The 24,712-nt window shown below is 39.9% G+C and carries 20 protein-coding genes; 15 read left to right on the top strand and 5 right to left on the bottom strand.

What is annotated here, in order from left to right; translation table 11 throughout:
- The first annotated feature begins 112 nt into the window (after positions 1–112).
- Positions 113–523, top strand: coding sequence for a DUF4019 domain-containing protein (locus OO007_RS18815; RefSeq protein ID WP_325809970.1), 411 nt, complete (start codon positions 113–115; stop codon positions 521–523).
- A 146-nt stretch (positions 524–669) separates the two neighbouring features.
- Entirely contained in the window at positions 670–1,059 is a 390-nt protein-coding gene (locus OO007_RS18810; protein WP_325809969.1) for a hypothetical protein, read from the top strand.
- Positions 1,060–1,319: 260 nt separating this feature from the next.
- Here the strand turns inward: OO007_RS18810 and OO007_RS18805 are convergent, their stop codons facing one another.
- Positions 1,320–2,291: a hypothetical protein gene (locus tag OO007_RS18805; protein ID WP_325809968.1), complete on the bottom strand. Its 972-nt coding sequence runs from the start codon at positions 2,289–2,291 to the stop codon at positions 1,320–1,322.
- A gap of 1,093 nt (positions 2,292–3,384) precedes the next feature.
- Between OO007_RS18805 and OO007_RS18800 the strand changes: the two genes are divergently transcribed.
- Together OO007_RS18800 and OO007_RS18795 are read left to right on the top strand one after the other, a co-directional pair.
- Positions 3,385–5,325 (top strand): putative bifunctional diguanylate cyclase/phosphodiesterase, encoded by a 1,941-nt coding sequence (locus OO007_RS18800; RefSeq protein ID WP_325809973.1) that lies wholly within the window; start codon positions 3,385–3,387, stop codon positions 5,323–5,325.
- Positions 5,326–5,344: 19 nt separating this feature from the next.
- On the top strand, positions 5,345–7,261 hold the full coding sequence (locus OO007_RS18795) for a putative bifunctional diguanylate cyclase/phosphodiesterase (protein WP_325809967.1): 1,917 nt from the start codon (positions 5,345–5,347) through the stop codon (positions 7,259–7,261).
- Positions 7,262–7,536: 275 nt separating this feature from the next.
- Here the strand turns inward: OO007_RS18795 and OO007_RS18790 are convergent, their stop codons facing one another.
- Together OO007_RS18790 and OO007_RS18785 are read right to left on the bottom strand one after the other, a co-directional pair.
- Entirely contained in the window at positions 7,537–7,920 is a 384-nt protein-coding gene (locus tag OO007_RS18790; protein WP_325809966.1) for a DUF3127 domain-containing protein, read from the bottom strand.
- A gap of 1,096 nt (positions 7,921–9,016) precedes the next feature.
- Positions 9,017–9,952: a LysR family transcriptional regulator gene (locus tag OO007_RS18785; protein WP_325809965.1), complete on the bottom strand. Its 936-nt coding sequence runs from the start codon at positions 9,950–9,952 to the stop codon at positions 9,017–9,019.
- Positions 9,953–10,074: 122 nt separating this feature from the next.
- Here OO007_RS18785 and OO007_RS18780 point away from each other — a divergent pair, with 122 nt between their 5' ends.
- From OO007_RS18780 to OO007_RS18750, 7 genes are all read left to right on the top strand, one after another.
- Positions 10,075–10,365 (top strand): putative quinol monooxygenase, encoded by a 291-nt coding sequence (locus OO007_RS18780; RefSeq protein WP_325809964.1) that lies wholly within the window; start codon positions 10,075–10,077, stop codon positions 10,363–10,365.
- A gap of 65 nt (positions 10,366–10,430) precedes the next feature.
- The gene (locus OO007_RS18775) at positions 10,431–11,087 is read left to right on the top strand and encodes a nitroreductase family protein (protein ID WP_325809963.1); all 657 of its coding nucleotides are present in this window, start codon (positions 10,431–10,433) and stop codon (positions 11,085–11,087) included.
- Between the two features lie 149 nt (positions 11,088–11,236).
- Positions 11,237–11,641: a VOC family protein gene (locus OO007_RS18770; RefSeq protein WP_325809962.1), complete on the top strand. Its 405-nt coding sequence runs from the start codon at positions 11,237–11,239 to the stop codon at positions 11,639–11,641.
- Positions 11,642–11,643: 2 nt separating this feature from the next.
- Positions 11,644–12,414, top strand: a complete 771-nt coding sequence (locus OO007_RS18765; protein ID WP_325809961.1) for a hypothetical protein — start codon at positions 11,644–11,646, stop codon at positions 12,412–12,414.
- Positions 12,415–12,882: 468 nt separating this feature from the next.
- Positions 12,883–13,953, top strand: coding sequence for a CAP domain-containing protein (locus OO007_RS18760; RefSeq protein ID WP_325809960.1), 1,071 nt, complete (start codon positions 12,883–12,885; stop codon positions 13,951–13,953).
- 57 nt (positions 13,954–14,010) lie between these two features.
- Entirely contained in the window at positions 14,011–14,610 is a 600-nt protein-coding gene (locus OO007_RS18755) for a 2-hydroxychromene-2-carboxylate isomerase (RefSeq protein WP_325809959.1), read from the top strand.
- A 150-nt stretch (positions 14,611–14,760) separates the two neighbouring features.
- A complete protein-coding gene (locus OO007_RS18750) occupies positions 14,761–15,570 on the top strand; it encodes a hypothetical protein (protein WP_325809958.1) in 810 nt (269 codons plus the stop codon).
- Between the two features lie 85 nt (positions 15,571–15,655).
- Here the strand turns inward: OO007_RS18750 and OO007_RS18745 are convergent, their stop codons facing one another.
- A complete protein-coding gene (locus OO007_RS18745) occupies positions 15,656–17,578 on the bottom strand; it encodes a B12-binding domain-containing radical SAM protein (protein ID WP_325809957.1) in 1,923 nt (640 codons plus the stop codon).
- Positions 17,579–17,884: 306 nt separating this feature from the next.
- Between OO007_RS18745 and OO007_RS18740 the strand changes: the two genes are divergently transcribed.
- Together OO007_RS18740 and OO007_RS18735 are read left to right on the top strand one after the other, a co-directional pair.
- Positions 17,885–18,340 carry a YiiD C-terminal domain-containing protein gene (locus OO007_RS18740; RefSeq protein ID WP_325809956.1) on the top strand — a complete coding sequence of 152 codons (456 nt, stop codon included), beginning with the start codon at positions 17,885–17,887 and terminating at the stop codon, positions 18,338–18,340.
- Positions 18,341–18,521: 181 nt separating this feature from the next.
- A complete protein-coding gene (locus tag OO007_RS18735) occupies positions 18,522–20,330 on the top strand; it encodes a protein adenylyltransferase SelO (protein ID WP_325809955.1) in 1,809 nt (602 codons plus the stop codon).
- A gap of 49 nt (positions 20,331–20,379) precedes the next feature.
- Here OO007_RS18735 and OO007_RS18730 read toward each other — a convergent pair whose 3' ends face one another.
- Complete coding sequence (locus tag OO007_RS18730; protein WP_325809954.1) at positions 20,380–22,518, bottom strand: S9 family peptidase; 2,139 nt, start codon at positions 22,516–22,518, stop codon at positions 20,380–20,382.
- 496 nt (positions 22,519–23,014) lie between these two features.
- Here OO007_RS18730 and OO007_RS18725 point away from each other — a divergent pair, with 496 nt between their 5' ends.
- Positions 23,015–24,064: a class I SAM-dependent rRNA methyltransferase gene (locus OO007_RS18725; RefSeq protein WP_325809953.1), complete on the top strand. Its 1,050-nt coding sequence runs from the start codon at positions 23,015–23,017 to the stop codon at positions 24,062–24,064.
- 160 nt (positions 24,065–24,224) lie between these two features.
- A complete protein-coding gene (locus tag OO007_RS18720; protein ID WP_325809952.1) occupies positions 24,225–24,602 on the top strand; it encodes a hypothetical protein in 378 nt (125 codons plus the stop codon).
- Positions 24,603–24,712: the final 110 nt, after the last annotated feature.

The following is a 24,712-nucleotide window of genomic DNA, read 5'->3' as shown; positions in this document are numbered from 1 at the left end:
AATGAGCCCTGCTGACTTTGAAGAACAAGTGGCATTAGCTGCTTAAATGAAGTGGCTACTTTTCGTGGGGAACACCAGTGTCTGCGACGCAAAATCAATTAATAGGAGAATTATGATTTTCAAAAATGTTAACTTTCTTCTAAGTGTTTTTTTACTATTTTTTTCTTCCGTGATTTATGCTGAAAAATTCGATGATGTTGGCGAATCTAATAAATGGTTACATCTGATTGATTCTGGTAAATATTCAGAAAGTTGGAGTGAAACAGATCCTTTTTTCAAACAACAAATTACTCAGGAAAAATGGACTAAAGTAATTAACAATGTTCGTACTCCGTTAGGTAATATAATTTCTCGTAAAAAGATAAACTCTAAAGAATATACATCATTGCCTGGTGCTCCTGATGGTAAGTACATTGTTTTACAATTTAAAACTGCATTTCAAAACAAAAAAGACTCTACAGAAACTTTAACATTTAGTTATAGTAATGAGCGATGGAGCGTAGTTGGCTACTTCATTAAATAATAAGCTAACAAGTTGCAGCATTGGAAAACCAACTCGCTGGCGCTCGTCGTTTTCCACTGTGCAAGGCGTTATGTTTCAAAAGATAAAAAGTGCCTAAAAGTACGGGGGTGTCTTATATTTATTAGAAGAGTACAAATTGAAAAAGTATGAGCTTAGAAAATCAAATATCAATTAGCGGTGAACTTGCAAAACTGTTTAATTACTGTGAAGTTTACGACTCACCAGCAAGCGTTGGAACTGATGCTTTTTCTGTCTCTGATGGGATTTTATTAAGATATATTCTAGACGAAGTATCTAATCCCCAAAATTGGCTTTCTTTGATGAAGAATGAGATTAAAGAAATAAGAGACAAAGTTACAATGTTTGGATTGGAAAACAAAGATATAGATATAGCTTTTGTTTACCCAAGTAATACTGACTTACCAGAATTTTACTTAGATTATGAAGATGTATCTCAGTGGTTAACAAGCTGGCTAAATCTATTTGAGTATGTTCAAAATGCTAATGCTGTTAGGTTCCCACAATCAAAAACATAACAAGTTACAGCATGAAATAAATAGGACATCCAATATTTAGTCTGGGGAAATCGTCCATTCGGGAAATATATAGGGCACCCATAATTATATTAATAAGTAATAACTGTTTATTCTTAAAAAAGTGCCCCAAAGTAGGGGGGTGACTTGTAAAATCACATTACGGCTGATTCTACAAAGAAAAAACAACGAAAATTAAAATTACACGCACTGGGATTACTCTCATTCGCTAACGAGCTTTACTCAGTGAGTGGAATTAAAATCTAGGAGGGGAGTGGTTTAAAGGCTTTCCCCATGCCTTTGATCCAACGGCGCGAGGTATGTTCTGCAAGTTGTTTAAGTTTTTCTATGCTGCCAGCAACAGTTGGGAATTGTCGCTCAAAATAATGGATATGATTGATCCAGTCTTTATCATCAATCCCCAATCTTGTGAGTATGGGTGGGGTATTAGCAGGAATAGAGCCCCGTTTGTTTTCTAATATTGCTCTACCCGACCAATCGATCAGCGCGATATAGTCGTTCAATTCAAACGGTATAGCTGAAGTTTTGTTGTTGGTTTTATCATGAAAAGGTAACAGCTCACATTTCCTCTTATTCATCACCTTTTGAATACGCTCTTGGATAGATGTGAAGTCAGAAGCTTCAGGTGTTCTAGCCATATTTGCACGAATAGGGTTAAGATCAACATACGCCATACACGTTATCAGCGCTTGCTCATCGAGCAAGGCTTGGCTTTTAAAGCGACCTTCCCAAAAACGTCCTGTGACATTATCTTCTTTGTTAGATTCACGCGCAATATGCTCATTTAACAGCCGCATAAACCAGCTGATATCGTGTAATCGAATTCGCCAGGTTTCAATAATCTCATCAACAACTTTAAGTTCGGCAGGTGTTGTACATTCACCTTTTAAAAAGCGAGAGATAATTACAGGCAAAGAGAATAACTCATTCCAGCGTTCAATAATCTCAAGAGAATTTAACGCTTCAGCACCTTCCTGATCAACGCGTAGAACAATATGATAATGATTACTCATCACCGCATACGCCGCCACATCAATCGCAAAAACCTCAGCGAGTGATTTGATTTTATTTGAAATCCACTTACGTCGATGTTCATAGTTATTGCCTGATAGCGAGTCTTCACCACACAGAAAAGCACGTCGTACACAACGATTAACACAGTGGTAATAAGGAGTGACAGATAAATCAATTTGTTGGGAGCGGGCGATAGTCATGCCTATATCATGACGCTTTAAAGCTTCTGTTGCGAAAAGCTAAGGATGAGCGGTTGCGGATTACTGATTAAATTATGGGTGTCCTAATTATTAGTATGGGTGGGGCATTAGCAGGAATAGAGCCCCGTTTGTTTTCTAATATTGCTCTACCCGACCAATCAACCATCGCGGTAGGTCGGATAAGGAACGCCATCCGACATTAGAATTCGAACTATCATAGTTATGTCGTATGGCACTGCGTTTATACGACCTACGATATGATTTGCATTAAGCTAATTCGGTAAATATGCCTAAAAGTAGGGGGGTGTCTTTTAAATAGTTCAAATGATGCTTTCAAGGAGTAACGGATCAGGATCAAGGTTGTTTGAGCGCATTCTTTGCAAAAGAAGGAGCGAGTTTCCTTGTATCCCCGTTATGACCTTCGATGAATTAAACTTGGCAACGGTTTTAAGGAAAACGGCATTTTTTTGTTTACTTTGTTGTTGACGTAGACAACAAAGTAAATCGATGCTGTGAACAAATATCAGAGGAGAGTTTGCATTTCATAAAGCATCGAAACAAACAATTACAAATTTAAAAAAGTGCCCAAATACATGCTAAAACCTAGTATCGCCTATCGGCGAGCTAGCTTTAAGCTTTCGCATAAATATTCGGCTGAAGCCTCACCCTGCGGGTCGTCGTCACTGTGTTCCTACGTTGTCTCGGCAATGCCTCGGCTGAGTTGTCCATTTCAACAAACGAAATGGCAAGCTCATGGTAAGTAGGGGGGTGACTAAAAAAACGATTCCTAAACAAATAAAGGTGTCAGTACCCTTTATTTGTTAGCTGATATATAAAATATCAAAGAGGTCAAACTCGATTTATTTCATGACCGCTTTTGTACAGAGTAGCTTATGATTATTCAGAGTATCGGCATCAAAGATCATGTTTTAATTTAATTGTTAGTTGGCTAAAAAGGGCAACTTCACCTTGTTCTAACAAAGATCTACTTTGCATGTCATTCATCAGAAATTGATTGATTTTCATTAACTTAAACGGCTTTAATAGCGACAATAATTCAAATAATAGATTCAAGGTGCCTGTTTTGGGCTTGATGCATAAAATAAAACAGTTATACAAGGCAAAAAAACGACTTATATCTAGCGATCTTCCGACTTCGGATAGGCGTTTGGTATTGGTATTCCGTTTTGTTCAAGTAACAATCCTGTTGAACCTAATTAATATTTTGTACCTATCAATATCTCAATCTGTTGATGATTATCTGCCATTATTTGTACTGCTGTTATTTCCTCTTTTTATTGTTGAATATATTAACCGTCTCGTAAAATGCGGCCAAAGACGAAAATCAATTAACATCTTCTTAGGACTAGCGTTAGTAATATTGCCTTTTGTGGTTTGGTTTGAAGGAGGACTGCTAAGCCCTACAATCATTATGATTCCTGCTTTCGTAATGTTTGCGGCCTTATATGCCACCTTTAGAGATTTTGTAGTGACGGTAACAATACTTACTATCGCAGTTTTTATTGTTTGTTTAAATGGCATCTATGGATGGCTACCTTCTAACCCTGCACATCAGCTTAGTGGTTTCCCCCGGCTTATAGCTACATTTATTGCGACAGTGACAAGTGTTTATGTAACTTGGGCAATAGGCACAGATTTGCATGTCGCGTTGAAAGAAGTAGACACAGAACATGAGCAGGTCAAGAAATCACAAAGCCGTGTTGAGGCCTTATCGCAATTTGATTTACTCACTGGACTTCATAACCGAAAAAGTTCTAAAGATATATTCAATAAAATGTTTTTGGAACTTGATAAAACCAGGCAACGAATGGTTTTTTTCTTCATCGATTTAGATAGCTTCAAATCAATTAATGATCTCTTTGATCATAGTGCTGGCGATGAAGTCATTATAACAATAGCAGACCGTATTCAACTAGCCGTACCTGAAGGTACAATTGTTGGTCGAATGGGTGGTGACGAATTCACTGCTTTTCTTGTAGTCGATAAGGATTTTGATGAAGATAAGCTAGCTAAAAAAATATTAAAGTACATATCAAAAAAACATCACTTATTCGGCTCACCTGCTGCTGTAACCGCTTCAATTGGTGTTGCTAGCAGTAACGAAGATAGTTTTGATCTGTTATTAAAAAAAGCAGATATGGCGATGTATCTAACAAAAAATAAAGAAAAAAATGGTTATCACCATTACACCGCTGAACTAGAAAAAAAGCACATGAAAAACACTATCATTCAAGACCAGCTTAAAGATAGCCTTAAACAAGAATTGTTCGAGCTACATTACCAACCTAAAATAGATATCCATACCAATGAAACAATAGGTGTTGAAGCCTTAATTCGATGGGTGAAAAACAATCCTAACAATTATGGACCCGGTGAATTCATGCCTGTTATGGAGAGCACTAAACTAGTCCATGATATTGGCGATTGGGTTATTAAAGAAGCCTGTAAAACTGGTAAGCACTGGCACGACCTCGGTCACCCACTGACGATGGCAGTGAATGTGTCTTCAAAACAGCTGACTAATGATGCTTTTGCCGAGCAGGTTAAAGCCATTTTAGAGGTGACTAAATTCCCTCCAGAATATCTTCAAATTGAATTAACAGAGCAATTCCTCATCAATGAAAATGAGATTGTGAATAAGCAACTCGAAAGCTTGAAACGTCTCGGTGTAAGTTTAGCGATAGATGACTTCGGTACGGGTTATTCAAACATAGGTTACTTAACCCGACTGAATGTTGATGCATTAAAAATAGACCAGTCATTCGTACGCCAATTATCTGACCCAGATGGCATTTGCTCGGTAATTAGAGCAATCACCAAAACAGCAAAAGTAATGGGTATGAAAGTCGTTATGGAAGGCATTGAAACTCCGTATGAATTGGAGCAAGTAGCAGAACTTGGTTGTGATATAGGCCAAGGTTACCTGTGGTCAAAACCCAAACCAGCGAGTCAACTTCTAGAGCAGTTGAGTTCTTTTGGTAAAACACCTTTCGATATGCCTCAGCTATCGTAATCGGACAGATTACTCAAATATGAATATAGATAAATCACCAAGGCTCATTAGGCGCTTTATACAGATTATGCGATGGTCGCAGCTGTGCGCCTTTTTAGGCTTGATAAATTTATGCCTACAGTATGCACCTGAAGGTCAATTGTTTTCCCTGGGGCCCGACCTGATTACACAATTTACTTCTTTAACTATTGTTTCAGCCTTAATCTTATACGAAGGACTGGTGTTTCTGGCAAAACACGGAAAATGTTTGTTAGCGGTTAAGATTTATCTGGTTGAACTCTATTTATTTATAGCTATGATTATGATGATCAGCAGTGGTTTATTTAGCCTAGGACCCACTCTTCTTGTTATCTGGCTGTTTACAGCAACTATCTATTTGAATCGACGCGGCTTCTTCATTTGTGGGGCTTTCGCTTTGGTTTTGGTCGCTGTTACTGGCCTTAATGATATTCATCAATGGATACCTAGACATCAAGCAATGATGTTGGAAGGTATTCAAATGCTGGGGCAATATATAATGTTCGTAATCATATCTGCAGTCTTTGCAGGTCGTGTATTAGGGGACTTACGCCTTGCAATCGACGACAAAAAGGAAGAGCGCGATCAACTAGTAGCCTCTCGTTCTCGTATTCAAAAAATTGCGGATTCAGATCCACTAACAGGTCTCGTTAATCGCCAAGCTGCTAGTCGTCTTTTTACGAAGTTACAAGGTTCGATTGACTACAATAAGCAACAGATTGTAATGTATTTTGTTGATCTTGATAATTTCAAATCAATCAATGATTTGTTTGATCATAGCACCGGAGATCTACTGTTAATTACATTGAGCCAACGTCTAAAGGCGCTTTCTACTGAGTCTTCAATCGTATGCCGATTGGGTGGTGATGAATATGTAATTGCCTTAGTTAAAGATTTGGATTTTGATAAAAATACTTTCGCTCAAAAAGTATTATCAGCCGTATCTAAACCCTACGACCTAAATGGTGTAAGGGCAGATGTGACAGCATCTATCGGTTTAGTGACAGCCACAGAAAATGATCACACATTTGAAAATATGTGTAAAAGATCGGATATGGCTATGTATAAAGCCAAAACTTCCGGAAAGAATGATTACCACAATTATCATGAAGATCTGCAAAAAGAATACATGACCAATCTCAATATTCTTGACGGTCTAAAAAATGCGCTTAAAGAAGGGTTATTGGGCTTAAATTTTCATCCTAAGATGGATCTATCAAACGATAAAGTGGTTGGTGTCGAAGCTTTACTTCGCTGGGAAAGAAATAACCCAAACAACTACTCGGTTAGTCAATTAATACCCGTGATTGAAACCACAGAGTTAATTCATGAAGTTGGAGATTGGTTGCTTAAAGAAGCGTGTAAAAACTGTAAAGAATGGCATCTAGAAGGCTATGAAATTCCTGTATCTGTCAATATTTCAGTGACTCAGCTTACTAGAGACTCTTTCATTAAGTCCGTAGAAAAAACATTAAAAACATTCGATTTAGACCCAAGCTATCTAGTGTTAGAACTTCCCGAAAGTTTATTGATCAATGATTCCTTAGGGGTAAAAGAAAGAATAAGTTACCTCAAAGAACTCGGGGTGAAACTGTCGATTGATGGTTTCGGAACGGGTTATTCGAATATGGGGCAACTAACCAAACTAAAAGTAGATGAACTTAAGTTAGATAAAACCTTTATCTCGAATCTAGAAAACTCTAGTGACTCTCAGTTAGTGGTGAGTTCTGTCATAGAAATGGCGAATGAATTAGGCATGAGTGTCGTTGCAGGCGGAGTCGAAACTGAGAGTGAATCCAAGATGTTAAGCAAGCTAGGTTGTCATCTAGCTCAAGGGTTCTTATGGTTACAACCAGTTACCTCTCAAAAGTTATTGACGATACTAAACAAGCAAAATGTTCTATATATTTCAGCGTAATAGGTTGTAGCGAAATAAATGGACACTCTAAATTATATAGCTAAAAAACTGTCATATATTCTTAAAAAAGAGCCCAGCCATGAATAAGTTCCTTAAGTTTTTAATCAAAAAAAGGAGCCGAGCTTTGCCGAGACAAAAGCATTCTTGTGTAATGCTTAACCGCAGGAAAGGAGCAGCTACATAAAAGAAAAATAAAGGGATCAGTACCCTTAAAATGTTACCTTAAATGTAATAACTGCTAGACCTTTCGGATGTATTCTTACATCAACTAAGTGCTAAAACGGACACTCATCATCAAACGGAGGTGCGCCATTATCAGCCCAGCTTTCTGGTGGTGCTTCCTGGTTATCAGCTTCTGAAACAGCGGATACTTTCCAGGCCTGTAAGCTGGTAAAGCACTTCTCTGGTTTATCGCCGCTTGACCATAAGCGCCCTGACAAATTAAACGTTACCTGTATCTCATCGCCAATGTTGTATTTATCCATAAGTTCACACTTATCTTTTATCAGCTCTAGCGCCACATAATTTGGGTATTGGCTATTTTCATCTGGTCCAGTTAGCTGGATAACGAATTCGCGTTTAGTAAAGCCATTGTTCCCATATTCAGTTGTTTGACCAATAGAGTGAACAGTACCTTGAGCTTCATAGGATTTAGACATGCAGTAACCTTAATTCTTTGGTGGAAGTAATAGGTTGAGGATTATACGTGGAAATTTATTAAATAGGACACCCAAAATTATCTAGTTAATTAACTGTCATATATTCTTAAAAAAGTGCCCTAATGTAGGGGGGTGTCTTTTTTATCTATTTCGTAGCACAGCTACGAGTTACCTTTTTGCCAACAGCAACAAATACGTAACCCAGCCGAACGAAGTGAGACAACAGCTTTAGCTGGCCCTCTTGGGTGAGGCTTTGCCGAATCAAAAGTACCGCCCTACTAACAAGCCGTAAACGGTTCCTTCACTACTCAAAAATTGACGCGGTTTTAGAACTCGCTCCTAGCGTCACTCAAACAGCTAAAACCTTCCTCGTCAATTTTCTCCGTGGCTCAGCTTGTTAAATGGGGGAAAAGAACGTCGCTAGAATTTAAGAAGTGCATCAAAATAAACAAACTTAAATTTAAGAATAACAAAAAAGCGCCTGAAAGTAGGGAGGTGTTTTTTAATAGTTCAAAGGATGTTTTCAAGGAATAACGGATCAGGATCAAGGTTGTTTGAGCGGATTCTTTGCAAAAGAAGTAGCGAGTTCCCTTGTATCCCCGTTATGACCCTCGATGAATCAAACTTGGCAATGGTTTAAAGGAAAACGGCATTTTTTGATTCGACTGCGTCTCACCCTAGAGGGTCGTCGTCGCTGCGCTCCAACGTTGTCTCGTTTCACTCGGCTGTTTACTTTGTTGTTGACGTAGACAACAAAGTAAATCGATGCTGTAAACAATTATAAGAGGAGAGTTTGCATTTCATAAAGCAGCGAAACAAACAATTACAAATTTAAAAAAGTGCCCCAATACACGCTAAAACCTAGTATCGCCTATCGGCGAGCTAACTTTAAGCTTTCGCATAAATATTCGGCTGAAGCCTCACCCTGCGGGTCGTCGTCACTGTGTTCCTACGTTGTCTCGGCAATGCCTCGGCTGAGTTGTCCATTTCAACAAACGAAATGGCAAGCTCATGGTAAGTAGGGGGGTGTCAATTCAATCTCTTTTAAGTATTCAATTGCTTTAAACTTCTTTTCGTTTGTTTATCTTTTTTCTGATTAAGTTACTTGATTCTTATTGATGACTTTTGCATTTATTAAGTCTGTCAGGATGTTCGAACATTTTTCTTTTAGGTTGTCTCTCAACAAACGTGCTGCTGGTGTAATCGATTGTCTGCTCGGAAAAACCAGCCATAATTCTGTAGGAGTCGCTTTATAGTCTTGCATTATACTCACTACATTTCCGTTTAGGATATCTGTGGACATATCCAAACACGACTTCACTGCGAGTCCTTTACCCGCGACGCACCAACGCCTAACTAAATCCCCATCGTTAGATGCTCGATTGCCCTTCATTCTTATTTTATAAGACTTGTCTGTTTTTGAGAATTCCCAAGCATCATGAACTATGTCATATAGTTGGTAGAACAATCCGTTGTGTGACTTCAAATCATCGGGGTGAGCTGGCGTACTATGCTTGCTCAAATACTCTTTTGATGCGCATAATAGGCGCGGGGCATCACATATCTTGAACCCATACACTCCTGACTCACTGGGTGCGCCATAGCGTAATGCCATATCGACGGGATCACGGTAGAAGTCGATATTGCTGTCTGTTATATCCGTTCTTAAAGTGATATCAGGATGCGTTTCCATAAACTCATCTAACCAAGGCATCACTATATTTCTGCCCAAATCAGATGATAAAGCCAATCGTATCTCACCTTCAATTGCGCCTTGTTCGACTTTGATGTTTTGCCGAGCCTGTTCGAGCATTTGTATCGCTTGCTCACATTGCGGAATATAACGTTCTCCTGCACTTGAAAGCCTTAACTGTCTGGTAGTTCGAATAAATAACTCTGTACCTAAAGATTTTTCTGCTCTTTTAATCGCCGCGCTAGCGGTTGATGTCAGCATATCTAAATTTTGTGCTGCAGCAGTTATGCTTCTAAATTCAGCTACTTTTAACACCACTTGTAAATCTTCTAATAACATATTATCCAATAATTTTTGATAATGATTCTATTATTATGATGTTTATTTGGACGAAAACAAAGCATATTATTCTAACCACTGATTAATTGACTAACTAACCAATACATCTAGGAGATGAAAAAATGTCTAAATTAACAATTGTTGCAAACATCAAAGCAAATGATGACAAAGTTGAACTTGTAAAAGCTGAGCTACTTAAACTTATTGACGTAACTCGTGCTGAAGAAGGTTGTATCAATTACGACTTACATCAAGACAATGAAAACCCAGCTCACTTCATGTTTTATGAAAATTGGGAATCTCGAGAGTTATGGCAGACTCATATGGGTAACCAGCACCTAGCTGATTACATGGCTGCTACTGAAGGTTCAGTCGCTGAGTTTATCTTGAATGAAATGACTATTATTGCTTAACTATTTTATAGATGTATTGAGAGGGGATAACTCCTTCTCAATACAATCTCTACCAAGGAATACTTATGAACAATCCAATCATTGACGATCTTTTATCAAGACATACTTGTAAGAAATATGATCCAACTAGAAAAGTACCTAAAGCCGATCTTGATGTTCTTTATGAGGCGATGCGTTTATCGGCGTCTTCTATAAATTCACAACCTTGGAAATTTATTGTCATTGAAAGTGATGCTGCAAAAGAACGGATGAGTAGCACCTTTGAGAATAACTTCCAGTTCAATCAACCACATGTTTTTGATAGTTCTCACATTATTCTCTTTGCTCACAATCCACATTATTCACGCGAAGATTATGCAGAGGTTGTTGATAATGCAATTGAGGATAAACGAACCAAACCAGAGGAGAGAGAAAGTGCTTTTGGTGGATTCTTTTTCGCAGAAATGAATACCGATGAGTCTGGTGATACAACAACATGGACAAAAGCTCAAACCTATATCGCGTTTGGGAATACTCTACATACTGTTGCACGATTAGGCTTAGATTCGACTCCCATGGAAGGTATTGATATCGAAATGGTGAACAAAGAGTTTGAAAAAGAATTGGATGGCTATGAATGTCATGTTGCTCTCGCTATTGGATACAGACATCCTGAAGGTGATTACAATGCAACGATTCCAAAGTCACGCCGTAGGTTTGATAGTGTATTTACTATTCTATAAACATTAATTTCTAGGCATCATTTCTAGACATTATTTTTAGGCATTAAAGATTAAGCTTCACTAAGACAAGAAATTAAGCGACTGGTGTTTGTAATACTAGTCGTTATTAAATTTAGCGAGTTAAAAATCAATTTACGGTTTAATTCAAAATGAAAACACAATTTGATCATATATCTTTGAGTGCCAAGGACCCTGAGGCAATGAAGGATTTTCTTTGTGAACTCTTAGACTTACAACCAGGAACTCGTCCTGGTTTTTCATTTCAAGGGTATTTTCTATTTGCTGGCGATGAAGATATTATCCATATTTTTGGTCGTTCTGATGATTCTAAAATCACAGATAAACTGAGAGAGTTGGATGTACAGGAAAGTGAGGTACAAAACATTGTTCATCATGTTAGTTTTTACAGCGACGATTACGATCAAACCATACAGCGCATTGAGCAACTAAATGTTAAATACGTGACTTACGATGTACCGGACAGTAACGTAAAACAGTTGTTTGTCCGTGCACCAGAAAATTTATTAATTGAAATTCAAGCAACCCCTAAATAATCATGAATACTCAATCTCCTTTTTATATCGCTGCTCGAGAATCAGGAAGCACTTCTAGTGATTTACCTTTATGGGCTAGTTCGCAAGAGAACCCTTTAGCTCTGAAAAAACAATCCCCAGATGAAATAATACGTGTCGATATCGAAAGTGTGCCTGGGGCTTTTCAATTACTCAATCTATTGAGCGAAGAAGAATGTAATACGTTTTTACATGCGACCAATCAAATGGGTTATACCGAAGATGCTGCCGTTTCACTGGGGCGTCACATACGCCACAATAACAATTTAAATTGGATCATTGATGAAACATCTGAGCGAATGATTTGGCAAAGAATTGAAGCTATATTGTCTCAAGATGATTCTAATTATATGGGTTATAAACCATTAGGTTTAAACCAACGTTTTCGATTCTATCGATATGAAACGGATGATTACTTTAGTTTTCATAGTGATGGATCATGGCCTGGTAGCAAAATCATTGATGGAAAACTTCACGCTGATGCATTTGGCGACCGATTCAGTCTCTACACTTTTTTAATCTATTTAAATGATGATTTTAAAGGAGGTGAAACACAATTCATGATTGATCAAAATGATCCTACAAAACCCTCACGAGACCAAAATCAAGCAAATATAGTTGATGTAAGAACACCTGCTGGTGGTGTTTTGTGTTTTCCGCATGGAACACACCCACTTCATTGTTTGCATAGCTCAGCTAAAATTATCGAAGGTGTAAAAGATATTATTCGAACAGATGTATTATTTAGCACATAAGTTTTACAAATTAATAGGACATCCAATCTTTTGTCCAAGAAAAGTCTCATCCCAGAACAATAAATAGGACACCCATAATTATATTAATAAGTAATAACTGTTTATTCTTAAAAAAGTGCCTCGCAAAGCATAAATTCTATTTACGTTTTTAAAACACAAAAACGAACCGAGATTTATCGAGACAAAAGCATTGTTGTTTAATGCTTACCCGCAGGGAAGGCACAGCCGCATAAATATCATTCAAGAGTACGGGAGTGACTAATCCGTTATAAGTGCGCTAGGTATCAAAGGGGTCAGACTCGATTGATTTCATGACCGCTTTTGTACAGTTACTGGGACACCCATGATTTTATCAATTACAGCGATACATGTACTAGACTAAGCATGTACAAGGCTAAAACATGTTTGTTATTTCACTAAACTAAAACATTAATCTAACTGCTAAAGTATTTAATCGGGAGAGTACATATGGGGTCTGTTTATAAAGTCGTATTTAAATTAAACATCATTACTTGTTTATTTTTTGTAAGCACTAAATCGGTTTTTGCCGCAGGTGGTACAGTCACCTTTAGTATAGCTAGTCCAACTCAGGTGCCCACGCTTTCAGGCACCATGCTACTACTATTAAGTTTGTTGTTATTTGTTGTAGCTGTAAGGACGACTAAGCAAAAAAATACTAATAAGTTGTTTATAACACTTTTGGGGGCGGGAGTTTTAGTAACAGCAGGCGGTGGTATCAACTTAGTATCGAATGTGAATGCAGGCGGTGGCTTAACTATTGTTGTTGATCAACAATCAAATTCTATTACGTATCCCATAGATGAAGGAACCCCTATTAATTATGAAAATAATGCTAATGGGAGTCCAGCCCTTAATTTTTCCATTACAGCAGATGCTGAATCAGTCTGTGCTTTTGCTTTAGGAAGTGACGCTCTTTCTTCTTTTAATACAAATCATTCGGGTATTTTGCCTGCTGGTTTCTATATGAGAATCGAATGTTTTGATGAATTAAATTTGCTGGATAATAATCAAATAGGGGTGGAAGCGGTTAATAGATTGATAAGGCGAAATGTCGAGCCGCCGTGTGACCCAAGTGTGGTAGTAGAGGGAGGTGGTTCATGCAATGAAACCTCTAATGGCTTACTTCCACCGCTGAGTTTTGATGAAGATTTGTCAGCCATAAGTCAGGCGTATGTTGACACTTGCCCATTATTTTATGCATCTGAAATACCGCCTGATTCATTTCAAACGCTATTTCTTTTTCCGGATCAAATTAGCGCATTTCAATTGGCAACAGCCGCCGCAACAAAATGGCAGTTTGATAGTATAGAATATGACCCAGTTACGGGTGAAGCAGTCGCTCGTGATACATTAACTTATAAAGCATTAGTACAGACCAAAGCTAAAAAAATGGGCTGCGCCATGAAGTTAGATTGCTCAGGAGGTCCGACAGGGACATTTTCAGTTTTACATTGCCTTATTGATTCAAGTCCTTCAGAAGGTCCAGCGTATCCTCCTTTAATTGAAGCGCCTGAATAACACCCCATATACCTTTTTTAAAATATTTTAACCAATCCATCCAAACGAGACTTTTACATGAGCAAAACTATTAATTATTACCACTTTTTAATTTCACCTTTCAGCTATTTGGCGATTGAGCGTTTTAATGCACTTGCTGCCAAGCATGATCTTACTGTTAATTACTTACCGATATCTGTTATGGATGTATTTTCTGAGTTAGAGGTGTTGCCACCGGGTAAACGTCATCCTTCACTACAAAAAATGCGTATGGATGAGCTAAAACGCTGGTCTGGTTTATTAGATTTGCCGATGAATTTTACACCAGCACATTTTCCTGTTGATCAAACATTAGCGGCTCAAATGGTATTGGCAGCAGGTGGTGCTTCTGCAAACCCAGATGCGGGTAAATTATCTGATGCGTTACTCAAAGCAGTGTGGGAACAAGAGAAGAATATTTCAGATGAAGCGACCTTAATTGCTATCGCAGATAGTGTCGGGCTAGAAGGTTTGAACTTGCTAGAGAGTGCGAGAGACGAGCAATGGGCAAATGCCTATGCAAACACCACAAAAGAAGCCTTAGAAGCTGGCGTTGTTGGTTCGCCTACTTACCAATTAGATGATGAATTGTACTGGGGTCAAGATAGATTAGATTTCTTAGAGCGTGCCATTGGTTAATGGTTTACGTTTAGTTTTAGGAAGCCTCATCATTGTATGAGGCTTTTTTGTGCCTTGGATTTTCAGGATTAATTTTGTCTAACATGAAATAAAAAAACAGCCTGAAAGGTGGGGGGTGTATTTATCTAACCCTATTGATATGCTTTAACAATGTATAGATCATTTTCATCTGCCATCTCATTTACGTTTTTAGCGATATTCCTCTCAGCGTGTTCAAGTTTGGGAACCAATACCAAGACTTCGATAGCAGAGACTATTCAAAAAATACCGTTTTCCAGTCCTGCTTCTGAACAACGCGTTATTATTTATAACCACGGTATTACCAGGCCACAGCAGCTTGAGCCTTGTTTTATGTCTTATAACAATCCTCCTGCATCTTTGGCTGCGTTAAGCGATAAACGAACTCTGGTGTATAAACTGTGTTCGACGGCAACCGAAGCACCCGCAATAACATCGGCAGGTAGGCAGGTTTATCTGCGTAAAATAGAAATCAATTACGCGATAGATGCTTTTTTAGCGCGGGGTGTTTTACCCAAAAATTTGTTTTTGGCAGGGCATTCAAACGGTGCCTGGACGTCATTAATGATGATGCGTGATGTCAATAAACGCTTTAATGGGGCGATTGCTTTTGCGCCTGCTTTTGCAGGTAAACGCAGTGAGGTTAAGTTTGCTCCCTGGTGGAGAAAAACGGTTAGGCCTAAACAGATAAAAGAAATGTTAACGTCTCCTGACATGGATGCTTTGGTGTTTGCTTATGAAAATGATCCCTACAATCGACCTCAAGAATTACAATTTCTGGCAAGTAATTACCCTTTAGTGGGTTCGAGTGGTGTTGATTTAGTCGCTTATGATTGTGGCTTGCGAAATGCGCATCAAACCTTTAGAAAGGATTGTCGATACGCAGAAACCACGCAACGTATTCAACGCTTTATCAATAAGCAGATTGCTAGTTGGAAGTAGTAGCTGTCTATAGTCATTTTAAAAAGTAAAAAAAGTGCCCCAAAGGTGGGGGGTGTCATTAAAAGACCTAGTATTTATTAAATCCTTACGCCAAGGCCTGCGCAATAAAGTCTGGTTTAACCCGAGTACCACCAACCTGTTGATTCGTTTTCTCATCAAACCAGAATTGCATCGGCTGTTCGTAACCTAATCCGTGCATATAGTTATACAGCGCCTTTTTTAGTCCTTCTCCTAATAGATCATGATCTACATTCTCAGGATCACTAAAGGCGACATCGTTATTGGCAAAGGTGATGTTTTTATTAGGGTGTAAGGTTATCTTATATTCATCAGGCTGCAGGCCTACAGGGCTATGAATGGTGGCTGAGAATCGATGCCAGTATGCCGATTGGAAACAGCCATGAAACATTAACTGTCTGACGACTTCTAATGAGTCTACGGTTTCTTCTGCAGTTTGTGTGGGGAAGCCATACATCAGATAGGCATGAACGAGAATCCCCGCATCAGCAAAACCACGTGTGACGCGTGCGACTTTTTCGATGCTTACGCCTTTTTTCATTAGCGTTAATAGTCTGTCGGATGCGACTTCTAATCCACCACTAATTGCGATGCAGCCTGAGTCTGCCAGTAGCTGACACTTTTCGGGAGTAAAGGTTTTTTCAAAACGGATATTGCCCCACCAGGTAATGATGAGGTTCTTTTCAATCAACTTTTCTGCCATTGCAAACAGCACTTTGGGGGGCGCGGCTTCATCGACAAAGTGAAAGCCTGTTTGACCTGTTTCTGTTATTAACTGTTCTATTCGCTCAACAATGATGTCGGCACCGGCCTCGTCATAGCGACCAATATAATCCAGGCTGATATCGCAAAACGTACATTTGGACCAGTAACAACCATGCGCAACGGTTAATTTATTCCAACGACCGTCACTCCAGATTCGATGCATTGGGTTGAGCATTTCACACAGTGATAAGTATTTATCTAACGGCAAGCCGTCATAACAGGGTGTACCAATATCTTTGTGGGGCACATCGGGTAATTGCTTATTATTGCTGTAAACGAGTTCGGCTTTTTCTAAATGTTTATTTTTCAGGTGGTATGTCCTTACCAAGTCAGCTTCCGTACCTTTGCCTTGCAAGTAATCAAGCAGACTCAATAAGGGCTGTTCGCCATCGTCTAATAAAATGTAGTCGACATATTCAAACAAACGAATGTCTTTTAATGTGCGTAATTCAGTATTAACGTAACCGCCGCCCATCAGCACGGGCATATCAGGTTTGATTTCTTTGCAGTATTTAGCGATCTGCAAAGCACCCAGCATATTCCCCGGAAATGGCACGGTAATGCCGACGACATCGGGTGATTCCTGCGCCAGATAATCATCCATCAAGCTGCGAATATGCTCTTCTGTAAAGCTTATGTTGCCGTGCAAGGTTTCATACAAGTCATCAAAACTTGGATTGGATGCGGCAAGGCGTTCACCGTAACGCGATACTTCAAAGTTAGGGTCTACGCCGTCATGAATAACAGCGACTAAATCATCAATGTACAAACTTGCCAAATACTTGGCTTTGTCTTGAGTGCCTAAATCACCAAAGGCCTGATGCAAAACGTTCTCGGAAATCTCCTGCATCTCATTGAGATTCTCGAATGTCGGTCCTTCCGGTAAAAATTGTCGGGACACTATACGAAGCGCCAAGCTAGGATCTTTACCTTGTAAGAAACGCAGCACAGGTGCTGTACAGCGACGGTATGCATCTACATGAACGAGGAAGTGATAGATCGAGTCGGGTAACTCATCGTCTTCAAAATCGGCGTAATTATCTTCAACTCTATCCAGTATCGTATCAATGCTTTCGGTTGTAAGCATCGACAACAACACCTCGATAGCCATGTCACGCTGAACTACTTCATAGCCTTCTTTACGCAGGAAGCCAGTGATGTAAGCGGTGGCAGGGTAGGCAGTATTCAACTGCGTCATAGGAGGAGTAAGGAAGAGGGATTTCATTTTTTGATTATAACGTGAAAGGGTAGAAGTGCTACAGTGGTACTGGGCCCTGAATAGTTATTTTTGCGAATAGGGTGTAGCTAGTTTTTAGTACTAATATCACTTCTTGTTTCAACCCTTAATCAAGCAGGAAAAAACAGCCCATAAGTTGGGGGGTGGCTTTTAGTTTGGTTTATCGACATCGGTTCACTCCGCTTAGGATGTTAATATGTTCTTTGCACTATGTTGTCGAATGATATTTGTATATTCGACACTTTATTAATTCCAGTCATCGAACCAAGCTAAAAAAGAGATAACATAATTATTATGTCAGACACACCTGAAGCACGATTAAGAATACTCAATAAAATAAGAGAGACCATTCCACTAAGCAACGCGATGCAGTTTTCAATATCGTCCTTAGAAGCTAATTCAATCGTAGTCAGAGCGCCATTGTCTGAAAATTTTAATCTCCATGGAACAGGCTTTGCCGGAAGCATTTATTCAACAGGAATTTTGGCAGGCTGGGCATTGTGTTACTACAATATGGAATTATTTGAAATGTCGGGTGATCTGGTAGTTGGTAAAGCCGAGATTATGTATAAGTCTCCCGTCACTGACGATATAGTCTGTAGCGCATCAGTTAACAATGAAGAACGTGAAGCTTTTCATCAGAATTTTAACGATAAAGGGAAAAGTACCCTGCATTTAACGATTAAGATTGGCGAGTCAGAAAATGCGATCTTAAAAGCGCGTTATTTTGCCATTGCATCAAAGTCTTAATGTTATCTGTTATCAATTAGGTACTCATAAGTTGAAAAAAACCTGAAAGATACTTGAAAAAAAGTCGTAAGAAATGTGAAAGACAAAAACCTTATAATATTGACTCGTTATATCTATTGAGGCTGACCCCTTTTATTATGATCGCTACGATTAAAACTCCTTAAGACAATAAGAGCATTTCATGCAAACATCGGATCCTAGCCACACTCAACACCCAAGCCACAATGAGCAACTTAGCAACAATCAAGATCCCGTAACAGAAGTAGCGTTCAGTTCGGCTGCCAGTGATGAGAGTGATGAGAGTTTAAATATAGAAACGCTCAACGATCTTGCAAGTCTGGCAGATTATTCGCTGTTGAATACGCTCGATGCAGATCCTGATGCAAAAGCAGACGGAGGCAACCATTCACCCCGTCAGGTGTTCTCAGGGCACTATGTGCCGGTTACTCCGATGCAAATTGAAAACCCTGAATACGTCACGCATAGCAAAACCTTTTTTCGTGAACTGGGCTTCGCTGACAACATGGCGCAATCAGCTGACTTCATGAGTATGTTCTCTGGTGATCTTTCAAATCTTCCACATCCGATGCGCAAGGTAGGGTGGTCAACGGGGTATGCGCTTTCTATTTATGGTAACGAATACACCCAACAATGTCCTTTTAAAACGGGTAACGGCTACGGCGATGGGCGAGCAGCTTCAGTGCTTGAGGCTGTTATTAAAGGCCAACGCTGGGAAATGCAACTCAAAGGAAGCGGACGCACACCTTATTCTCGCGGTGCAGATGGCCGTGCGGTGTTGCGTTCCAGCGTGCGTGAGTTTTTGGCACAGGAGCAGATGCATGCGCTGGGCGTTCCCACGTCACGATCTTTAAGTTTGTACGCATCGAAAACAGAAACGGTTAAGCGACCGTGGTATTCGGAAGGATCTCGACAGAAAGATCCGGATATTATGGTTTCCGATGCAGTGGCAATTTCGACTCGCGTTGCCCCATCGTTTATTCGCGTGGGTCAACTCGAACTATTCGGTCGTCGAGCGCGTGGTAATGAGCATCTACAGGCCATGGCAGAGTTAGAGAAGATTGTGTTGCACTTGATCGATCGTGAGTACGCTGATGTTATCGACCCGCATTTAACTCTTGATGACAAAGTCGTGTTGCTTGCGCGCGAGTTTCGCAGTCGCCTGACGTCACTTATCGCAAACTGGATTCGCGTCGGCTACTGCCAAGGTAACTTTAACAGCGATAATTGTGCAGCCGGTGGTTTCATACTTGATTACGGGCCTTATGGATTTTGCGAACTGTTTGATCCACGTTTCCAGCCCTGGACGGGCGGTGGAGAGCACTATTCTTTCCTCAATCAACCAGTAGCAGCGGAAAAGAACTTTGGGAGTTTTTGTACTGCTTTAAAGCCCTTACTGGCTTCGAATCCAGAAGTTTTGCAACAACTCGAAGAAATTGAAGAGGGTTTCGCCATCGAGATGCAAACCGAAATGCAAAAGATGTGGGCTGTTAAACTTGGACTTGGGTCATTTGATTCAGCTTTATTCAAAGAGATATTCTTGCTGATGATACAAACGTCTGTCGATTACACGATTTTCTTCCGCGAACTTTCAGAGATACCTGACAATATTGACCCACTCAAAAGGAGTTTCTACTCGAATTCGAACTCAAAAGAGTTGGATGAGCGTTGGTCAGCGTGGCTTACAAAGTGGAAAACGTTAATAAACGGTGACTCATCTTCTCAGTCAAATGAAGAGCTTTCGAGGCAGATGAAACGTGTTAATCCCAAATACATTTTGCGAGAGTGGTTTGTAGTGCCTGCTTACAAAAATGCTGCGGTCGGGAACTACGATTTAATTCGTGAGCTACAGGACATCATGACGCAGCCTTACGCAGAACAGTCGAAGGAGATTGAGGACAAATACTATAGACTGAAACCACCTCAGTTCTTTGAAGCGGGTGGGACGTCGCATTATAGTTGCTCATCATAGCTTTTTACTTAGCTTTTTGATTAGCTAGTTGTACTCGCTAATCTGTACTTTATTCGCTAATGCCATGCGCTAAGAACATAAACGCGTATTCCTCAGCGTAATCTTTTAAACGACCATAACGACCACTATTAGAAAAATGACCTGCGCCCATATTAATGCGCATCACTAATAGGTTCTCATCCGTTTTTAGTTCGCGCATTCTGGCAGTCCATTTAGCAGGCTCCCAGTAAGTCACTCGAGGGTCGTTAATCCCACCACTTACAAACATGGGTGGATATTCACGTTTCTCGATATTGTCGTAAGGGGAATAGCTGGCGATCAAGTCATAATCTTCAGGACTTTCAATTGGATTTCCCCATTCTTTCCATTCCGGTGGCGTTAATGGCAAGCTTGCATCGAGCATCGTATTTAATACATCAACAAATGGCACACCAAGGTTAACTGAGCGCCATAACTCTGGTGCCTGGATGACCGCAGCACCCATTAATTCGCCACCCGCACTGCGTCCTGAAATTGAGATATTGCCTGCGCTTACGTATTTTTCATCCACCAAATGACCGGCGACATCAACAAAATCATTAAATGTGTTGGTACGTTTTTTTAATTTACCGTCTAAATACCATTGGTAACTCATCATTGAGCCACCGCGAACATGCGCGATTGCATAGACAAAGCCACGATCAAGCGCACTGAGTAACCCAGATGAAAACGAAGGTTCGATAGTTGCTGCGTATGCACCATAGCCATAAAGCCACATAGGATGGCTACCGTCTTGTTTGAAGCCTTTTTTATACACCAATGACACGGGAACCATCGCGCCATCACGTGCTGGAGCCATAATGCGCTTGGTTTCGTATTGGGTTTTATCGTAACCCGATGGGATTTTTTGTACTTTACGGGTACTTAATTCGCGCTTGCTTAAATCGTAATCAAACACGGTATGCGGTGTTATCATCGACTCATAAGAGAGGCGGATAAAGCTTTGTTCAAATTCAGGGTTAACGCCTAAACCAGCGGTAAATAAAGGTTCAGGAAACTCGATAATATGTGCTTCTAGATTTTTTGAGCTTGTATTGGGCGTGACATCAGGCGAAACATCAGGCGAAACATAGGGCAGAACATGAATTTTTTCTAAACCCAGATCACGGGTTTTAAGCACAAAGAAATCTTTAAAGGTTTGTAGTCCCAATAAATAAGATGCGTCAGAACCGTCAATAATCGTTTTCCAATTTTCTTTAACGGGGTTTTTATCACTGACTGTGGCTAAACGAAAGTTTGAGTGTGTATCGTTGGCAAGAATATAAAATTCACCATGCGCATGGTCAACTGACTGGGTAAAGCCTTCACTTCTGTCTACCAAGGTAACAAGCCCCCCAGAAAAATCAGCGCTTAAAACATGCGATTCTTCAACTTCGCCTTGTGAAGATACAATCACCATGAATTCTTCACTGCTGGTTTTATCGAAACCGATGTAAAAGCCATCGTCTTCTTCTGTATAGACGCTTATGTCGTCTTTCTGCTGCTCACCAATTGTGTGTACGTTTATGTTTTTAGAATGCCAACGACCTTGCTCAAGCAGCGCATACATGAGTTTTGTGCCATCAGTATTGAACTCAAGTTCGCCTTGAACGTCATTCAATACGTCATCTAAATACTCATCAGTCTCAAGATCTTTGATGCGAAGCTGATAGCGTTCATCACCATCAGTATCGAATGTGTACGCTAAATAGCGATTATCAGGGCTGATATCCCAATCCCCAATCACAAAATAATCATGGTCTTTTGCTAAGGCAGTTTCGTCCATAAAAATGGCTTCGTCACCCGTTACTAAATTCTTGCGGGTTCGCGTGCGGTACTCTTCTCCCGCACGAAAATACCACTGATATTCATAACCGTTCGACACGTATGGCACAGAGGTTTCTTGCTCATCCGTACGTCCTTTAAATTCCTCAAAGATAGTCTCGACTAAAGTCTTATTAGGTTTCAAAAACGATTGGTAGTAAGCGTTCTCTTCTTCTAGATATCCGATAATGTTTTTATCATCAACCGTTGGATAGTTCTGGTCTTTTAACCAGTGATAAGGATCATCCAGGGTACGTGAGTGGTGCGTTTCTGTGTGAGGAATTTTCGTTGCGATAGGTGCTGCTTGGTTTAATTGGCGCAAGCGCTGGTATTTTTGTTCGGGCATTTTAGAATCAGATAATAGCTAGAAGTGGCAGGAGTCTAACATAGTATTTCATCGTGAATTCTTGTCTTCATACTAAATAAATTGGAGAGTAAATAACAAGGGACATCCAGAGTTTAGTTGTTGCCGGCGGCGAAAAAATGGCTCCAATACCCGCTAAAACCTAGTATCGCTTATCGGCGAGCTAGCTTTAAGCTTTCGCATAAATATTCGGCTGAAGCCTCACCCTGCGGGTCGTCGTCACTGTGTTCCTACGTTGTCTCGGCAATGCCTCGGCTGAGTTGTCCATTTCAACAAACGAAATGGCAAGCTCATGGCAAGTAGGGGGGGGGGGGCTAAAATCCTGTATAAGTTGCGGGGCGTTCAATTATTCTGGCTTACGCTTTAGTTTGTTAGAATGTCACTTTGTTATCTGGCATTATGTCGTCGAATTACATGGTCGAATTATATTTCGACTGCATCCGCCTTCACACTCACACATAAAACGAGTTTCTTGATTATGCCAATCGCTTCTTTGCTGAATACTGCTTTAGCTAAACGTGCTGACCTTATTGATCAACTTAGTGCGCAATTCTCTGATTCATTGAAAACGGATCCATCAAAAACTAATTGTTTTCGTGTTTTTCATGGCACGGTTGAAGGTGTAAATGGGCTGAATATTGATCGTTATGGTGATGCCTGGTTAATTCAAAGCTTTCATCAGACGCTAAGCGAAGATGAAATTGATGTGATTCGCAAAGCGTTACTAGCGGTTGCTGATTTACCAATCGTTTATAACGATCGCTCTAATAAAAACTCACGTATTCTTAATCAGCTCGATGCTGAAACTGAGGCTTATGCCCGATCAGAACAAGTAATTTGTGAGAACGGTGTTTTATATACCAGTAAATTACGTCATACAGGACAAGATCCATTGTTGTTTTTGGACATGCGGGTTGGCCGAGAGTTTTTTAAAGCAAACAGCCATAAGAAGAGTGTGCTGAATTTATTTGCTTATACCTGTGGTATTGGAACGGCAGCTGCTGTCGGTGGTGCCAAGCGTGTCGTTAATGTTGATTTCTCATCATTTGCTTTAGAAGCAGGCCGCAAAAATGCTGAACTGAATGGGTTTGAAACTGGAGCCGATTCAGTGTGTCAGTTTATACAGAGCGATGCCTTTCCAGCACTACGCCAATTAGCAGGGCTTAAAGTGACTGGCCGTAATCCTAAAAAACTGCCACATTATCCTAAAATGTCAGCATCGCAGTTTGATCTGGTATTTTTAGATCCCCCACGTTTTGCTAAAAGTGCGTTTGGAACCGTTGATTTAATCAATGACTATCAAAGCTTATTTAAACCTGCAGTCTTAGCAACGAAGCCGAAGGGTAAGATTATTGCCTGTAACAATGTGGCGAAGGTCGATAGAGAAAGCTGGTTTAACAGCTTAGTGCGTTGCGTTGAAAAACAGGGACGTTCTGTCAGTGAGTCAAGCTGGTTACATTGTCACCACGACTTTCCATCGTTTGATGGTAATCATCCTTTGAAAATAGTGTCATTAACCATCGCGTGATTTTTTATTCCGGAAAAATGATTCTGGAAACTCTAATTCTGGAAACTCTAATTCTGGAAACCCTAATTCCGAAAAACATGAGTAGAATCTAGATTCAGCAGTTATTCATGGCTGTTATGACACTATGGACTCTGAATATTCAATAGATACAATAACCGTTATGAAAAACTCTCTTAAAGCAGCTTTGCTCTCGGCTCTGGTTTTACCTGGTGCGGGTCAAATTGTGTTAAAGCGTTATTTATCTGGCGTTCTGTTTGCTCTGGTTTCAATCATCGCCTTGTCTGTGATTGTGGCGAAGATCATCAAGTTTTCTTCACTGATAGTAGCAAAGATCAATAATGGCGCTTTGGATCAAGGTGGTGGTTTAATCGGGATACTTTCAAACAGCATGGTTGAAGTGAATACAGGTGTGATGAATACCGCATTTCTGATTTATTTGGGTGTGTGGATTCTGAGCATTCTCGATGCTTATCGTGTCGGAGATCTTGTTGATAAAAAACAGGATAGACAAAAAACATCTAGCTTTAATTTCTCCTGATTCATTCATTATTTACAAACAACTTTCTACAAGCCTTCTAATAGCTTTCTAAGATTACTTTAATTTTTATCTATTTGTTCTAGATAAAAAAAGCCCCTTACTTTTTCAAG

The sequence above is a fragment of the Cocleimonas sp. KMM 6892 genome, assembly GCF_035798195.1.
Lineage (GTDB): Bacteria > Pseudomonadota > Gammaproteobacteria > Thiotrichales > Thiotrichaceae > Cocleimonas > Cocleimonas flava.
This window is presented reverse-complemented; position numbering and strand designations above follow the sequence as displayed.

Coding starts and splice junctions, on each gene's coding strand:
- OO007_RS18815 (WP_325809970.1), top strand. CDS start 113: ATGATTTTCAAAAATGTTAACTTTCTTCTAAGTGTTTTTTTACTATTT.
- OO007_RS18810 (WP_325809969.1), top strand. CDS start 670: ATGAGCTTAGAAAATCAAATATCAATTAGCGGTGAACTTGCAAAACTG.
- OO007_RS18805 (WP_325809968.1), bottom strand. CDS start 2,291: ATGACTATCGCCCGCTCCCAACAAATTGATTTATCTGTCACTCCTTAT.
- OO007_RS18800 (WP_325809973.1), top strand. CDS start 3,385: ATGCATAAAATAAAACAGTTATACAAGGCAAAAAAACGACTTATATCT.
- OO007_RS18795 (WP_325809967.1), top strand. CDS start 5,345: ATGAATATAGATAAATCACCAAGGCTCATTAGGCGCTTTATACAGATT.
- OO007_RS18790 (WP_325809966.1), bottom strand. CDS start 7,920: ATGTCTAAATCCTATGAAGCTCAAGGTACTGTTCACTCTATTGGTCAA.
- OO007_RS18785 (WP_325809965.1), bottom strand. CDS start 9,952: ATGTTATTAGAAGATTTACAAGTGGTGTTAAAAGTAGCTGAATTTAGA.
- OO007_RS18780 (WP_325809964.1), top strand. CDS start 10,075: ATGTCTAAATTAACAATTGTTGCAAACATCAAAGCAAATGATGACAAA.
- OO007_RS18775 (WP_325809963.1), top strand. CDS start 10,431: ATGAACAATCCAATCATTGACGATCTTTTATCAAGACATACTTGTAAG.
- OO007_RS18770 (WP_325809962.1), top strand. CDS start 11,237: ATGAAAACACAATTTGATCATATATCTTTGAGTGCCAAGGACCCTGAG.
- OO007_RS18765 (WP_325809961.1), top strand. CDS start 11,644: ATGAATACTCAATCTCCTTTTTATATCGCTGCTCGAGAATCAGGAAGC.
- OO007_RS18760 (WP_325809960.1), top strand. CDS start 12,883: ATGGGGTCTGTTTATAAAGTCGTATTTAAATTAAACATCATTACTTGT.
- OO007_RS18755 (WP_325809959.1), top strand. CDS start 14,011: ATGAGCAAAACTATTAATTATTACCACTTTTTAATTTCACCTTTCAGC.
- OO007_RS18750 (WP_325809958.1), top strand. CDS start 14,761: ATGTATAGATCATTTTCATCTGCCATCTCATTTACGTTTTTAGCGATA.
- OO007_RS18745 (WP_325809957.1), bottom strand. CDS start 17,578: ATGAAATCCCTCTTCCTTACTCCTCCTATGACGCAGTTGAATACTGCC.
- OO007_RS18740 (WP_325809956.1), top strand. CDS start 17,885: ATGTCAGACACACCTGAAGCACGATTAAGAATACTCAATAAAATAAGA.
- OO007_RS18735 (WP_325809955.1), top strand. CDS start 18,522: ATGCAAACATCGGATCCTAGCCACACTCAACACCCAAGCCACAATGAG.
- OO007_RS18730 (WP_325809954.1), bottom strand. CDS start 22,518: ATGCCCGAACAAAAATACCAGCGCTTGCGCCAATTAAACCAAGCAGCA.
- OO007_RS18725 (WP_325809953.1), top strand. CDS start 23,015: ATGCCAATCGCTTCTTTGCTGAATACTGCTTTAGCTAAACGTGCTGAC.
- OO007_RS18720 (WP_325809952.1), top strand. CDS start 24,225: ATGAAAAACTCTCTTAAAGCAGCTTTGCTCTCGGCTCTGGTTTTACCT.